The organism is Streptomyces sp. NPDC091281, from assembly GCF_044757425.1.
Classification (GTDB): Bacteria; Actinomycetota; Actinomycetes; order Streptomycetales; family Streptomycetaceae; genus Streptomyces.
The window spans coordinates 325,348-339,247 of the sequence record NZ_JBIVUY010000011.1 but is presented as its reverse complement, the minus strand read 5'-3'; the positions used below and the strand labels follow the sequence as shown (position 1 = coordinate 339,247).

The 13,900-nt window shown below is 73.9% G+C and carries 10 protein-coding genes; 5 read left to right on the top strand and 5 right to left on the bottom strand.

Translation table 11 applies throughout. The features are described 5' to 3' along the window. Positions 1 to 248: 248 nt before the first annotated feature. Positions 249 to 1,229: an alpha/beta fold hydrolase gene (locus ACIQPQ_RS27450; protein WP_401308623.1), complete on the bottom strand. Its 981-nt coding sequence runs from the start codon at positions 1,227 to 1,229 to the stop codon at positions 249 to 251. Positions 1,230 to 1,669: 440 nt separating this feature from the next. On the opposite strand from ACIQPQ_RS27450, the gene ACIQPQ_RS27445 reads away from it, so the two are divergent. Next, positions 1,670 to 2,500, top strand: coding sequence for an alpha/beta fold hydrolase (locus tag ACIQPQ_RS27445; protein ID WP_401308620.1), 831 nt, complete (start codon positions 1,670 to 1,672; stop codon positions 2,498 to 2,500). Positions 2,501 to 2,639: 139 nt separating this feature from the next. Next, a complete protein-coding gene (locus ACIQPQ_RS27440) occupies positions 2,640 to 3,665 on the top strand; it encodes a LacI family DNA-binding transcriptional regulator (protein ID WP_401308617.1) in 1,026 nt (341 codons plus the stop codon). Between the two features lie 100 nt (positions 3,666 to 3,765). Here the strand turns inward: ACIQPQ_RS27440 and ACIQPQ_RS27435 are convergent, their stop codons facing one another. After that, positions 3,766 to 7,053 (bottom strand): LamG-like jellyroll fold domain-containing protein, encoded by a 3,288-nt coding sequence (locus ACIQPQ_RS27435; RefSeq protein ID WP_401308614.1) that lies wholly within the window; start codon positions 7,051 to 7,053, stop codon positions 3,766 to 3,768. A 784-nt stretch (positions 7,054 to 7,837) separates the two neighbouring features. On the opposite strand from ACIQPQ_RS27435, the gene ACIQPQ_RS27430 reads away from it, so the two are divergent. Next, positions 7,838 to 8,209 carry a beta/gamma crystallin domain-containing protein gene (locus ACIQPQ_RS27430; protein WP_401308612.1) on the top strand — a complete coding sequence of 124 codons (372 nt, stop codon included), beginning with the start codon at positions 7,838 to 7,840 and terminating at the stop codon, positions 8,207 to 8,209. 11 nt (positions 8,210 to 8,220) lie between these two features. Further along, positions 8,221 to 8,703: a hypothetical protein gene (locus ACIQPQ_RS27425; RefSeq protein WP_401308609.1), complete on the top strand. Its 483-nt coding sequence runs from the start codon at positions 8,221 to 8,223 to the stop codon at positions 8,701 to 8,703. Positions 8,704 to 8,818: 115 nt separating this feature from the next. Here ACIQPQ_RS27425 and ACIQPQ_RS27420 read toward each other — a convergent pair whose 3' ends face one another. Both ACIQPQ_RS27420 and ACIQPQ_RS27415 read right to left on the bottom strand, forming a co-directional pair. Further along, positions 8,819 to 9,964, bottom strand: coding sequence for an RNA polymerase sigma factor (locus tag ACIQPQ_RS27420; protein WP_401308653.1), 1,146 nt, complete (start codon positions 9,962 to 9,964; stop codon positions 8,819 to 8,821). Between the two features lie 231 nt (positions 9,965 to 10,195). Further along, positions 10,196 to 10,603, bottom strand: coding sequence for a YciI family protein (locus ACIQPQ_RS27415; protein WP_383781999.1), 408 nt, complete (start codon positions 10,601 to 10,603; stop codon positions 10,196 to 10,198). Positions 10,604 to 11,074: 471 nt separating this feature from the next. Between ACIQPQ_RS27415 and ACIQPQ_RS27410 the strand changes: the two genes are divergently transcribed. After that, on the top strand, positions 11,075 to 12,859 hold the full coding sequence (locus ACIQPQ_RS27410; protein WP_401308606.1) for an FAD-binding dehydrogenase: 1,785 nt from the start codon (positions 11,075 to 11,077) through the stop codon (positions 12,857 to 12,859). A gap of 79 nt (positions 12,860 to 12,938) precedes the next feature. Here ACIQPQ_RS27410 and ACIQPQ_RS27405 read toward each other — a convergent pair whose 3' ends face one another. Continuing rightward, positions 12,939 to 13,790 carry a hypothetical protein gene (locus ACIQPQ_RS27405; RefSeq protein WP_401308603.1) on the bottom strand — a complete coding sequence of 284 codons (852 nt, stop codon included), beginning with the start codon at positions 13,788 to 13,790 and terminating at the stop codon, positions 12,939 to 12,941. Between the last annotated feature and the right edge of the window lie 110 nt (positions 13,791 to 13,900).

Below are 13,900 nucleotides of genomic sequence, written 5' to 3'. Positions count from 1 at the left end.
CGTACGGGCGCCTCGGGGTGTGCGCCTCGTCGCCGGTGTGTACCTCCCCGTTGTTGTGCGGGGTGGGCGGGAGGTGTGCGTGTGTCCCCTGGGGGGGGGGGCCCCCCCCCGGGGCGGGCGCGCGCGCCGGCGGCCGTGGTTCCCGACTGCCCGGGAACCACGGCCGTTCACCCGCCACCGCCGGGCAGCCGCGCGGTGCGGGGCTGCCGGGGGAGAGGGAAGCGAGGAAGTGAGGGGGAGCGGCGGGGTCAGCCGCGCGAGCGGCTGCGCCGCGCGTGCAGGACCAGCACCGTGCCGCCCGCGACGGCGAGCGCCGCCGTGCCGCCCAGCATCGCGGCCTGTTCGGCGCCGGTGCGGGCGAGGCTCGGCCGGGAGCCGTGCGCGGCGCGCAGGATCAGGTCGGTCACCGCCTCGGGGTCGGTCTCCAGCACGGCGTGCGGGGCGTCCACCTCGACGGTGGTGGAACCGGCCCGCTCCGCCATGAACCGCAGGTTCTCGGTGCCGATGGTGCGGTCGTCGGTGGCGACCAGGTACCAGGACGGGATGGTCTTCCAGGCGACGGCCTCGGTGGGCTCGCTGCCGGTGACGGCGGTGGCGGGCCGCTGCGAGACGGCCAGCGCGTTCGCCCGGTCCGCGGGGAGCCGGTCGCTCAGGAACACGTCACTGAACTTGTCCGGCTTGATGTAGAGGTCGACGTCGGTCGGGCCGCCGCCCAGCGGTACGGCGTCGAGCGCGGTGGGCACCGGCGCCTTCGGGTCGTCGGTCAGCCGGCTGCCCGGGAACTTGGCGGCGAGCTGGAGCGTCGCCTCGCCCTTGTCCGGGGCGAACGCCGCGATGTAGACGAGGGACGTGACGTTGGGGTTCCCGGCCGCCGCGTTGGTGATCACCGCGCCGCCGTAGGAGTGGCCCACCAGCACGATCGGGCCCTTGATGGTCTTCAGCCGGGTGGCGAGGTAGTCGGCGTCGCCGGAGAGGCTGCGCAGCGGGTTCGCGGTGGCGACCACCGGATAGCCCTGCGCCTGCAGGTCGCGGATGACCTGGTTCCAGCCCGAGGCGTCCGCCCACGCGCCGTGCACCAGCACGACCGTCGGCTTCCCGCCCGCCGGGGCTACGCCGCCCCCGCCGCTCTCGGAGGCCGCCACCGGGCCCGCGGACAGCAGGGCGGCGGCGGGCAGGAGCGCCGCGAACGGCAGGAACCGGCGGGTACGGGCGTGACGTATGAGCTTCATGTGCGCACTTTCCGTGGGGAGGCGGCCGGGGCGGAGGGCCCGGCGCGGGACGGCGGCAGGCGGCCCGGGAACCTCGAAGACCCCGGAAGACCCCGGGAAGCCCCGGAACACGGCCCCGGTGGGCGCGCCTGCCGACGACGCTGCCCGGCCCGCCCGCGACGGGCACCCCCAGGCGCGCCGGGCGGGTGAAGCCACCGCGCGGCCGTGTGGTTCCGCCCCCACGACGGTGACCCACGGTGACCGTGAGGCGATGGCCTGTTCCCGACATGAGACCCGGCGGGCGGAGCGGTAATGTCCCATACGTCCGTGGCCACGGCGGGCCCGGCCGGTTCCGGCGCGGGGCGTGCGCCGCGTCGGTCCTGCCGTCCCGCCCGCCGCGCGCGGCCACCGGACGCTCCCGAACCCCACCCCTGACCCCGTTCAGGCCGGAAGGACTTCCCATGGGTACGGTCACCACCACCGACGGCACGAGCATCTTCTACAAGGACTGGGGCCCCCGCGACGCCCAGCCGATCGTGTTCCACCACGGCTGGCCGCTGAGCGCCGACGACTGGGACACCCAGATGCTGTTCTTCCTCGGCGAGGGCTACCGCGTCGTCGCCCACGACCGCCGCGGCCACGGCCGCTCCACGCAGAGCGCGACCGGCCACGAGATGGACACCTACGCCGCCGACGTCGCCGCCCTCACCGACGCGCTCGACCTGCGCGACGCCGTCCACATCGGCCACTCCACCGGAGGCGGCGAGGTCGCCCGCTACGTGGCGCGCGCGAAGCCCGGCCGGGTCGCCAAGGCCGTCCTCGTCAGCGCCGTCCCGCCGATCATGGTGAAGACGGACGCCAACCCCGGCGGGCTGCCGCTGGAGGTCTTCGACGGCTTCCGCGCCGCCCTCGCCGCCAACCGCGCCCAGTTCTTCCGCGAGGTCCCGTCCGGCCCGTTCTACGGCTTCAACCGGCCCGGCGCCGACGTGTCCGAGGGCGTCGTCGACAACTGGTGGCGCCAGGGCATGATGGGCGCCGCGAACGCGCACTACGAGTGCATCAAGGCGTTCTCGGAGACCGACTTCACCGAGGACCTCCAGCGGATCGCGGTCCCCACGCTCGTCCTGCACGGCACCGACGACCAGATCGTGCCGTACGAGGACGCGGGCCCGCTCTCCGCCAAGCTCCTCCAGAACGGCCGCCTCAAGTCCTACGAGGGCTACCCGCACGGCATGCTGACGACGCACGCCGACGTCCTCAACGCCGACCTGCTGGCCTTCGTGAAGGAGTAGCGTGCCGCGGACCGGCGCCCGCGCCCCGTCCGCACGCCCGCGCGGCCTCCCCGGCGGACCCGCTCCCCGGGGAGGCCCGCCGCGTGCCGGTGCCGTCCGACGGGCGGTAACATCGGGGACCGCTCACGAAGGGAATGCCGTGCGGGTCAGCCTCAAGGACGTCGCCGCGCACGCGGGGGTCTCCATCAAGACCGTCTCCAACGTGGTGAACAACTACCGGCACATCACCCCGGCCATGCGCGAACGCGTCCAGCGCTCCATCGACGCCCTGGGCTACCGGCCCAACCTGACGGCCCGTCATCTGCGGCAGGGGCGGACCGGGATCATCGCCCTCGCCCTGCCGGAACTCGGCAACCCCTACTTCGCGGAACTCGCCGCCGCCGTCATCGACGCGGCGGCCGAGCACGACCACATCGTCCTCCTCGACCACACCGGGGGCCGCCGCGACCAGGAGGTCCTGGTCAGCCAGGGCTTCCGCGCGCGCGTGATCGACGGCCTGATCCTCAGTCCGATCGAACTGGAGGCGGAGGACCTGCGCGACCGCGCGGAACCCGTCCCCCTGGTCCTGCTCGGCGAGCGCCACTACGACCTGCCCTACGACCACATCGCCATCGACAACGTCGCCGCCGCCCGCGCCGCCGTCGGTCACCTGGTCGGGCTGGGGCGGCGCGAGGTGGCGTTCATCGGCGCCCGGCGCGGCCGCAGCGAACCCGCCCAACTGCGCGTGCGGGGCTGGCGCGAGGAGCTGACCGGTGCCGGACTCCCCGCCGACGACGGTCTCGTGGCCGCCACCGACGGGTGGGGGCACGCCGACGGCGCCGAGGCCATGACCCGGCTGCTCGACTCCGGCCGCCGCCCGGACGCCGTGTTCGCCTACAACGACCTCATGGCCATCGGCGCGATGCGCGTGCTGCACGCGCGGGGACTGAGGGTTCCGGAGGACGTGGCCGTGGTGGGCTTCGACGACGTGGTGGAGGGCCGGTTCGGCGCGGTGTCCCTCACCTCGGTCTCCCCGGACAAGGAGGCCATCGGCCGCCTCGCCGTCGAGTCCGTCCTCGCCCGGCTGGCGGGCGAGGCTCCCGAACCCCGCAGCGTCCGCGCCGACTTCCGGCTCGTGGAGCGCGAGAGCACCCTCGGCCGCGCCGCGCCCGCCGACCCGAGCTGAACGGCCGTACGGCCGCCGGACGGGTCCCGTCGGCACGCGGGCGGGCCCGGTGGAAGCGACCTGCGCTCCCACCGGGCCCGCCCGTTCCCCTCCGACGCCGCTACGGCTTCTCCTCCGTGTAGAGGGCGTTCACCTCCCCGGCGGTCAGCGCCCGGTCGTAGGCGCGCACCTCGTCCACGGAGCCGTTCCAGAAGTCGGTCGCCGAGCCGTCCCACTGGGCGCGTCCCACCGACAGGGGGCCGGAGCCGACGTAGTTCGGACCGCCGTCGGTGGTGGCCGCCGGGGCCCCGTCGACGTAGAGCGAGATCTTCCCGGTGGCGCCGTCGCGGACGCCCACCAGGTGGTACCAGCGGCCCAGTTCGGGCGTCACCGCGAGGCGTGCCCGCTTCCCGGCCGGGGTGGAGAACGCGAACCCGCCCTGCCCGTACTGGAGATAGAACGGGCTGGTCTGCCGACGGCCGTCCTGGCTGACCGCGGTGGCGTAGTTCCCGGGGAGCGCGTCGAGCGTCACCCAGGCGGAGACCGTGTAGCCGCCGGTGGTGTCGAGCACCGGTCCGGCCGTCGCGGCGGCCCCGTCCTTCCCGTCGAACTTCAGCGCGCTGCCGCTCACTCCGGGAGCCCAGGTCGCGCCGCCGGTCACGGTCAGCGGCCGGGCGTTCGGGCCGCTGTCGCGCGCCGTGGTGCCGGAGCCCTCGTCGAGGGACCAGTGGCCGCCGCCCTTGAGCGCCGGACGGCTGCCGGCCGCGGCACCGGCCGCGATCACCTTGCGGTTGATCTCCCGCACCCGCTTCGGATCGACCTTGATGTCCCGACGGTCGTACGTGTAGAGGCCGTTCAGCTCGTTCTCCAGGTCGGTGATCTGGGTGTACACCGAGCCGGAGAGTTCGGCGCCCGCCTGGTCGAGGTAGTACTTCTCGGTGTTCTCCACGTACTTGCGGGTCAGCGCCTCCTTGTCGGCGACACCGCTGTAGATCACGGTCGGGGTGCCCGGCCACATGTGGCCCGGCGCGCGCAGGGTGAACCCGCCGTGCTCACCGTCCATCGCCGCCCGGTTCGCGTCCGGGAAGGGCGGGTCGGTGTTGTTGTAGTCGTGGTGGTCGATGATGTCGCCCTTGCCCGAGTCACCCTTGGAGTTGCAGCAGTTGACCCCGCTGTGGGCGTTGACGACACGGGACGGGTCGGCCGCCTTCACCGCGTCGGTGATCTTGCCGGTTTCGGTGCGGTCCCACTCGCCCCAGCCCTCGTTGAAGACGATCCAGCCGATGACCGACGGCGCGTTGTGGTGCTGGCGCATCATCTCGCGGCCCTGGTCGACGAAGGCCTTGTGGCCGGTCTCGTTGGTCAGGTTGCCGGAGACGAAGTCCTGCCACACCAGCAGGCCGAGCTTGTCCGCGTGGTAGAACCAGCGCGCCGGTTCCACCTTGATGTGCTTGCGCACCGCGTTGAACCCCAGCTCCTTGTGCGCCTTGAGGTCGAAGGCGAGGGCCTCGTCGCTGGGCGCCGTGTAGAGGCCGTCAGGCCAGAAGCCCTGGTCGAGGGTGGCCAGCGAGAAGATCGGCTTGCCGTTGAGCACCAGCTTCTGGAACCCGCCGACCTTCTTCACGCCGATCTCACGCATGCCGAAGTAGCCGCGCACCTTGTCCGTGGACCGGCCGTCCGTCAGCGTGACGTCCAGGTCGTACAGGTAGGGGTCGTCCGGCGTCCACAGGTGCTGCCGGGCCACCGGCAGCCGCAGGTCGGCGCCGACGCGCCCGGTGACCTGCCCGACGACCTTGCCCCGCTTGTCCTTGGCCACGGCGGTGACGCGGGCCGAGGAGGAGGCGTCCGCGGAGCGCACGGTGACGCCCAGCGTGCCGCTGTCGATGTCCGGGGTGGTGACCAGCTCGTCCACGGCGGCCGGGGCGACGGGCTCCATCCACACCGTCTGCCAGATGCCCGACGACTGGGTGTAGAAGATGCCGCCCGGGTTGGTGGACTGCTTGCCGGTGGGCTGGTCGGCGCCGCCGGTGTCGGTGACCGCGACCACGATCTCCTGCGGCCCGCTGCCCTTGATCGCGTCGGTGATGTCGGCGGTGAACGCGTTGTAGCCGCCGGTGTGTTCGGTGACCTTGCGGCCGTTGACCCAGACCGTGGCCCGGTAGTCGACCGCGCCGAAGTTCAGCTTCAGCCGGTTGTCCCGGCCGCCGCGGCCGACCTTCCAGCCCTTGGGGACGCTGACCAGCTTGCGGTAGAACATGTGGTCCTCGTGCCGCTCCAGCCCGGAGAGCTGGGACTCGACCGGGAACGGCACGATGATCTTCTCGTCCAGGTTCTTCCCGAAGACCGGCTGCTCGCCCGCCGCGGCACCGCTGAACTGCCACGGCCCGTTGAGGTTCTTCCACTTCGAGCGGACCTGCTGCGGACGCGGGTACTCCGGCAGCGGGTTCTTCTCGTCCACCTTGTCGCCCCACTTGGTGGTGAGGCGGTGGGTGGAGGAGTTCTCCGCCCAGCGGGCGATCTGCGGCACCGTCTCCCCGCCGACGGTGAGACCGCCCTGCCCGTCGTAGGAGAACCGGACCTGCTGGCCCTTCTGGATCGGCTCCGCGAGCGTGACCAGCAGGGAGTTGCGGTCACCCGGCTTCACCTTGACCGACTTCACCGGCATCGGGGTGGTGTCGGCCTCGACCTTGAGACGGTCCTTGACGGCGCTCAGCCCGCCGACCCGGCCGTCGAAGCGGGCGACCAGACTGCGCCCGTCCTTCGGCACGGTCGGCTCGACCGGGTAGACCTCGAAGCCGTCCGGCGGGGTGAACGCCGACTGCGGCACGATCTGCTTCGGCAGGTCCGGCGTCGACCAGCGCAGGAACATGTTGGCGCCGCCGGTGTCCTGGAACATCTCCAGCCGGAAGTCGTGCTGCTCCCCGGCGGTGAGCCGGACCGCGGCACTGGTCTGCTCCCGGTCCCAGTCCGGCTCCCAGTGGTCGATGACCGGGCGGCCGTCGATGTACAGCCGGAATCCGTTGTCGCCGATCGCGTAGAACGTGTAGTCGCCGGTGGCGGGCGCGGTGATCTTCCCGGTCCAGCGGGCGGTGGTGTGCTCCGTCTTCCCGGTCAGCTCCTGGAAGGTGCCGGTCAGCCCGGAGAAGTTGATCTGCGGGTCCAGCAGGGTGCCGCCCAGGGTGGCGAAGTCCCGCGCGCCCGGCGCGGACATGGCGTAGTACTCGCCCTTGAGGCCGTGCACCGCTACGGCCGCCTGCTCGGCGCCGGACGCGGGCGCCGCGGCGGGGGCGGCCGCGGGCACGGCGGCCGCGGGGGTGACCGGCAGCAGGCCGCCCGCGGGCAGCGCCAGCGCCGCCGCGGTCAGCAGCGCCCAGAGTCTGGCTCTGGGTCGGGTGGGTGGAGTGGGCATCGGATTCCTTTCTCGCGCGGACGGCGGGGGCCGGGACGAGCCGGTGCGCCGTGACGAACGGCGGCTCCGGCGCGTCGCGTTCACGCGCGTGTCCCGCCCGGCAGCGGGAGACGTGCTCCACGCGGCCGGTCGGGGGCGGTCCGGGTCCGGGGTCCCGCGGGCAGTGCGGGACGCCGGTGCGGAGTCGGTCAGCGGCTCTTCCAACGTTGGAAATCTTGTGCGCAGCGGAATGACAACACGCCACCGGACGGCTGTCCAGACCCCGCGCACACCCCGGACCGAAACCCCCATGTCACAGCGCCGGTACGGGAGGTGGGCCACCGGGGCGCTCCGACGGGGCCGCGCCGGACCGCCCAGGCGGCGGGGGAGGAGGTGGCCCGCAGCCCCGCACGCCGGGCGCGGCGAAAGGCCGAACGGAGGCCGCGCGCAAGGAATTCCGTACCGTCCGACCGGTCCGCGGAATCGATTCTCCCTGCGCGTCGGACGGTTTGGTGGCACCCACCCGGAATTCTTCTCCCGGCCCTGCGTGAAAGTCCTGGCCTCTGCCTGGTAATCCGTCCGGGTGAGAGGGGCGTTCACGCTCTGGCGCGGCAACTCGGGGCGCTTCTACGGTCGTCGACGGAGCGCCTCACGCGTCCCCGGGGCTGCCGAAGCGGTCGGGGCGTACGGGGCGCGCCACCCCTGGGACCTGGTGTCATGCCGCTGTCCCGGGCCCTCGGCCGGACCCGGCCGGGGGACATCGACGTCCCGCACGCCGACGCGGGACGTGGACGAAAGGTCTCCGATGAGACTCCGCAGAAAAGCGCTCTCCGCGCTCGCCGCCTGTGTCGCCGCGACCGGGCTGCTGCCCGCGACCGCGACCCCCGCCGCCGCGATCAATTTCGTCGATCCGGTCACCTGCAATTTCAGCTTCGACGACTATTTCCGCGTGCATTTCCAGACCTCGTCGGCGGGCGGCACGGTGTATCAGCTCTGTCTGGCCAACGCCGGGGAGATGAACATCGAACAGCGCTACACCGTCCGCGTCGACAGCGGCAACAACGCGGGCTGGTTCGTCTACGCACCGGGCGACGGCTACGAGTACCGCCACACCTTCCCCAAGTTCGAGAACATCGCCCGCGCCTGGGGCACCGTGTACGAGGTCCACATCAACTGACGGGCCACGACATGCGCACGACCCCCGGACGCGCCCGCGGCCTGCTCCTCCTGGGCGCACTCCTCGTCGCGGCCACCGCCTGCGACCCGGCCCCGGCCCCCGCCCCGTCTGCGTCGCCGTCACCGTCGATCGTGCCCCGCGCCGCACCGGACGCCACCGCGACGCGGGTCACCGAGGCGGACTACCGGGCCGCCTTCGCCACGTACGCCACCTGCATGGCCGAGGGCGGCTTCCCCGTGAAGGTCGTCGACGACGACGGGCCGGTCGTGCGCTACGGCGTCCCCGAAGGCGCCACCGCGTCCGGCGTGGACGAGGCCTGCTACGCCGCGTTCCGGCCGGCCGACCGTGCCTGGCAGGCCCGCAACGAGACGCCCGCCGCCCGCGCGGCCCGGCTCCGCGCCTGCCTGGAGCACTACGACGTGGCACCCTCCGGCACCGTCCGGGGCGACCGCGCCCTCGCGGCGGCGAACGGGCTCACCGCCGTCTGCCCGTGACGCCCCCGGACCCGTCGCCCCGGTCGGCCGACGGACGGGTGCACCGGCGCCCCCGCCCGGCGGGCGGGCCGACGCACCGGCGCCCCGGCTCGGCGGGCCGGGTCCGCCCGCGGTGTCAGTCCCGTCGCCCCGTGTTGAGCCGGGCCGCCTGCCGCGTCAGATGGTCGCGTTCCGGCACGGTCGGGGCCTTGTGCGCCGCCTCCGCGTAGAGGCGGGCGGCGCGGGGGAGGTCTCCGGCGCGTTCGTGGAGATGGGCCGCGACCGCCGTGTGGCGGGGCAGCGTGTCGTCCAGCTCCGCGAGCGCGGCCAGACCGGCGTACGGCCCGTCCGCCTCCCCGACCGCCACCGCCCGGTTGAGCCGGACCACCGGACTGCCCGTGAGGCGCACGAGTTCGTCGTACCACTCCACGATCTGCGGCCAGTCCGTCTCCCCGGCCGTGGGCGCGTCCGCGTGCAGCGCCGCGATCGCGGCCTGCGCCTGGAACTCGCCCAGCCGGTCGCGGGACAGCGCCCGCTGGAGGATCGCCACCCCCTCGGTGATCGCGGCCGTGTCCCAGCGGCCCCGGTCCTGCTCGGCCAGCGGCACCAGCGCGCCGTCGGGCGCCGTCCGTGAGGCGCGCCGGGCGTCGTGCAGCAGCATCAGCGCCAGCAGCCCCGCCACCTCGGGATGGTCGAACGCCGCCGCCAGCCGCCGGGTCAGCCGGATCGCCTCGGCGGTCAGGTCCACGTCCCCCGCGTAGCCCTCGTTGAAGACCAGGTACAGCACGCGCAGCACGGTCGCCACATCGCCCGGCCGGTCGAACCGCACCCCGGACACCGTGCGCTTGGCCCGGCTGATCCGCTGTGCCATCGTCGCCTCCGGCACCAGGTACGCCCGCGCGATCTGCCGGGTGGTGAGCCCGCCGACCGCCCGCAGCGTCAGCGCGACCGCCGACGACGGCGTCAGCGACGGATGCGCGCACAGGAAGTACAGGTGGAGGGTGTCGTCCACGTCGGAGGCCGGACCGGGCGGCGGCTCCTCCTCGACCCGGTCCTCCCGGCGGCGCCGCGCCGCGTCCGCCCGCGTCGCGTCGAGGAACCGCCGCCAGGCCACCGTCACCAGCCAGCCCTTCGGGTCCCGCGGCGCGTCCCCCGGCCAGACCCGGACCGCCTCCACCAGCGCGTCCTGCACCGCGTCCTCCGCCGCCGCGAAGTCCGCGCCCCGGCGGACGAGGACACCGAGCACGGCGGGGGTCAGGGCCCGCAGGAGGGACTCGTCGATCGGCCCGGCCCCGACGGACCCGGAGCCCTCGGACCCGTCGGCGGCCGGGGAAGCAGCGTCCCCGGAGCCCCCGGAGCCCCCGGAGCCCCCGGAGCCCCCGGCGGGACCGGTGCCCCCGGTCCCGTCCGGTGCGGACTCCCCCGGTGCGGATCTCATCGCCGCCGACCCCTCTCCCGCTCGCCCCACGGCACCCGCCGCCGTTCCCGTCTCTCGTCCCTCCCGTCGCCCGCGTCAGTCCGTGACGGTGTGCGCCCCGGTGAGGAAGGGGCGCAGCTCCAGCCACTCGTGGATGGGCTTCCCGCCCGCCCCCGGCGCGGCCGACAGCTCCCCGGCCAGCTCGACGGCGCGCTCGTAGCTGTCGACGTCGATGATCATCCAGCCCGCGATGAGGTCCTTGGTCTCGGCGAACGGCCCGTCCGTGACCGGCGGGCGCCCCTCGCCGTCGTAGCGCACGAAGGTCCCCTCCGGGGAGAGGGCCTGGCCGTCGACGTACTCGCCGGTCTCCTCCAGCCGGGCGGCGAACTCACCCATGTAGCGGATGTGCGCCGAGATCTCCTCCGGCGTCCACCGGTCCATGGGGACGTCGTTGACGGCGCTCGGCGCGCCGCGATAGTGCTTGAGCAGCAGGTACTTGGCCATGGTCGTTCTCCTCGGCGCCGGTGCGGGCCCCTGTGGTCCGCCTCCACCTCGGGGACGGAGCCGGGTCCGGGTTCTCGACATCCCCTCCGCGACATCTTCGGAAGACTACGCAGAGACCGTGCCGCGCGCCTCCGGGTCTGGATGGCGGGGGAGCGGCCCCGGCCCGTGCCGTACGTACGGCCGGTCCTCCCCCGCGGGCTCCCGCCGCTGACGCCGACCGTCAACTCCACGCACACGTATCGGAGTTGGCCCGTGCACCGCTCTGGTGACGAGCGCGGACCTTGGGCTACCGTCGGTAACACCCTGCCGCCGCTGCGGCACCCCGCACCCCTGCGCCACCTCCCGTACGCCTGCGCACCGCACGCACGCCCGCCGCACGCCGTTCGCGCGCCCGTACCTCCCCGTATTTCCCGCCCCCGCACTTCCCCCACCCCGCGCACCCGCACCCGCGCCTCTCTCGGAAGGCAGCCCATGCAGAACACACCGCCCTCTGCCGGGATCACCCGCCGCCACGCCCTCACCGTGGCCGGTGGCGTCATCACCGCGGCGACGCTGGCCCAGGCCGGGTCCGCCTTCGCCGCCGGGACGCAGGACGCGGACGCCATCGTGGTGGGACACGGCCTCGCCGGACTCGTCGCCACCGCCGAACTCGCCGCCGCCGGACGGAAGGTGCTCCTCCTCGACCAGGAACCCGAGGCGAGCATCGGCGGCCAGGCGTTCTGGTCCTTCGGCGGCCTCTTCCTCGTCGACTCCGCCGAGCAGCGGCTGATGGGCATCAAGGACAACGCCGACCTGGCCTGGCAGGACTGGCTCGGCACCGCGGGCTTCGACCGGGGCGTCGGCGACCCGTCCGGCCAGGACCACTGGGCCTACAAATGGGCACAGGCGTACGTCGACTTCGCGTCGGGCGAGAAGCGCTCCTGGCTCGCCGGGCTCGGCGTGCAGTGGTTCCCCATCGTCGGCTGGGCCGAGCGCGGCGGCGGACTCGCCGACGGCCACGGCAACTCGGTGCCCCGCTTCCACGTCACCTGGGGCACCGGACCGGCCGTCGTCGAGCCGTTCGAGAAGAAGGTCCGGGCCGCCGTCGCCGCGGGCAAGGTCGCGTTCCGCTTCCGCCACCGCGTGGACGGCCTCGTCACCACCGGAGGCGCCGTCACCGGCGTCCGCGGCGCCGTCCTGGAACCGAGCAGCGCGGCACGCGGCAAGCCCAGTTCCCGTACGGTCGTCGGGGAGTTCGAACTGCGCGCGCCCGTCGTCGTGGTCACCTCCGGCGGGATCGGCGCCAACCACGACCTGGTCCGGCAGAACTGGCCCGCCCGGATGGGCCGCCCGCCCGCCTTCATGGTCACCGGCGTCCCCGCGCACGTCGACGGCCGCATGCTGGCGATCACCGAACGCGCGGGCGGCCGGATCGTCAACCGCGACCGCATGTGGCACTACACCGAGGGCCTGCGCAACTACGACCCGATCTGGCCCGGCCACGGCATCCGCATCCTGCCCGGTCCGTCCTCGATGTGGTTCGACGCCACCGGCAAGCGGTTCACCAGCCCGGACATCCCCGGCTACGACACCCTGCACACCCTCAAGACCATCACCGACTCCGGCCACGACTACTCCTGGTTCGTCACCACGCAGAAGATCATCGCCAAGGAGTTCGCGCTGTCCGGCTCCGAGCAGAACCCCGACCTCACCAACAAGAACGTGTGGCAGCTGCTCTCCCGGATCTGGCAGACCCCGGAGCCCATCGAACGGTTCAAGAACCGGGGCGCCGACTTCGTCGTGGCGTCCACCCTCGGCGAACTCGTCACCGGCATGAACCGGCTCACCGGCGACGACCTCATCGACCTCGGCTCGCTGAAGCGCCAGATCGAGGCCCGCGACCGCGAGATCGAGAACCCGTACTCCAAGGACGCCCAGGTCATGGGCATCCGCAACGCCCTCGCCTACACCGGCGACAGCCTCAGCCGTACGGCGGCGATCCACAGGATTCTCGACCCGTCGGCCGGTCCGCTCATCGCCGTCCGCCTCAACGTCCTCACCCGCAAGACGCTCGGCGGCCTCCAGACCGACCTCTCGGGCCGCGTCCTGAACGCGTCCGGCGAGCCGGTCCCCGGCCTGTACGCGGCGGGCGAGGTCGCCGGGTTCGGCGGCGGCGGCGTGCACGGCTACCGCTCCCTGGAAGGCACCTTCCTCGGCGGCTGCCTCTTCTCCGGCCGCCAGGCGGGCCGCGCGGCGGCCGCCGCGACGGCGAGCTGACCCGCCGGGCCCGGCGGACCCGGCCCACGGTCCGTCCGCCGCCCGGACGTCCGCCGCCCGGACGTCCGCCGCCCGGACGTCAGGCGTCCGGCGCGGCGGCGGGCCGTCCCGTCGTGCCCGCGGCGGTGTAGAAGACGGACGAGCCCTGCTTCGTGCGGTGCGCGAGCGACTTGGCCACCAGCCCCTCCAACGTGGTCCGTACGACCGTCGTCCGCACCGCCCGACCGGGATGCGCCCCGCCGAGCGCCGCCGTCACCTCGGCCGCCGAACGCGGCTCGCGCTGCTCGACCAGGTGCTCACGGACGAGGTCGACCAACGTGCGCCGCACGGTCGCCCCCTCCACATTCCCGCCTCCCGCCCCGGCGTCCGCGCCGGAACCGTCCGCCCCCACGGCCTTCGGCTCCGCCTCCGCCCCCACGGCCTTCGGCTCCGCCTCCGCCCCCACGGCCTTCGGCTCCGCCTCCGCCCCCTTCACCGCCTTCTCCGGCTTCGCCCCCTTCACCGGCTTCGCCGCCTTCTTCGCGGCCCCGGCGCCCGCAGCCTTCCCGGCCGCCGCACCCGCCTTGCCCGCCGGGCCACTCGCGCGCGCCCTGCCCGCCGCGCCCGCCTTGGCCGCCGTGGTCCGACGGGTCCGGCCGGTCGCCTTCCCGCGGGGCGCGGGCAGCGTCACTTCCCGCGCCGCGGCTTCCACGGGCGCGGCTTCCTCCGGCGCGCCCGCCGGGTCCGCCGCCGTGGCGGGCACGTCCAGCGCGAGCTGGATGTTGACCAGCACCGCCCGGTCCCGCCGCAGCGCCGTCAGCTGCTCGGTGAGCGCCGCGATCTCGGCGCTGAGACGTTCCTGCTCCTTGGCGTTGCGTTCCAGATCGGCGCCGACCTGGGCGGCGTACTGCGACGCCAGTTCGGTGGTGTGGGCACTGGTGCTCGTGGACATGCGGCGCACGACCTTTCCCCGGTACGGGATGTGAGGCGGACCTGTCGCCCCCGATGGTACGGACGGGCGGAATGGAATGTTCCCCGTCGGCGTACCCGGACGGTGCGTCG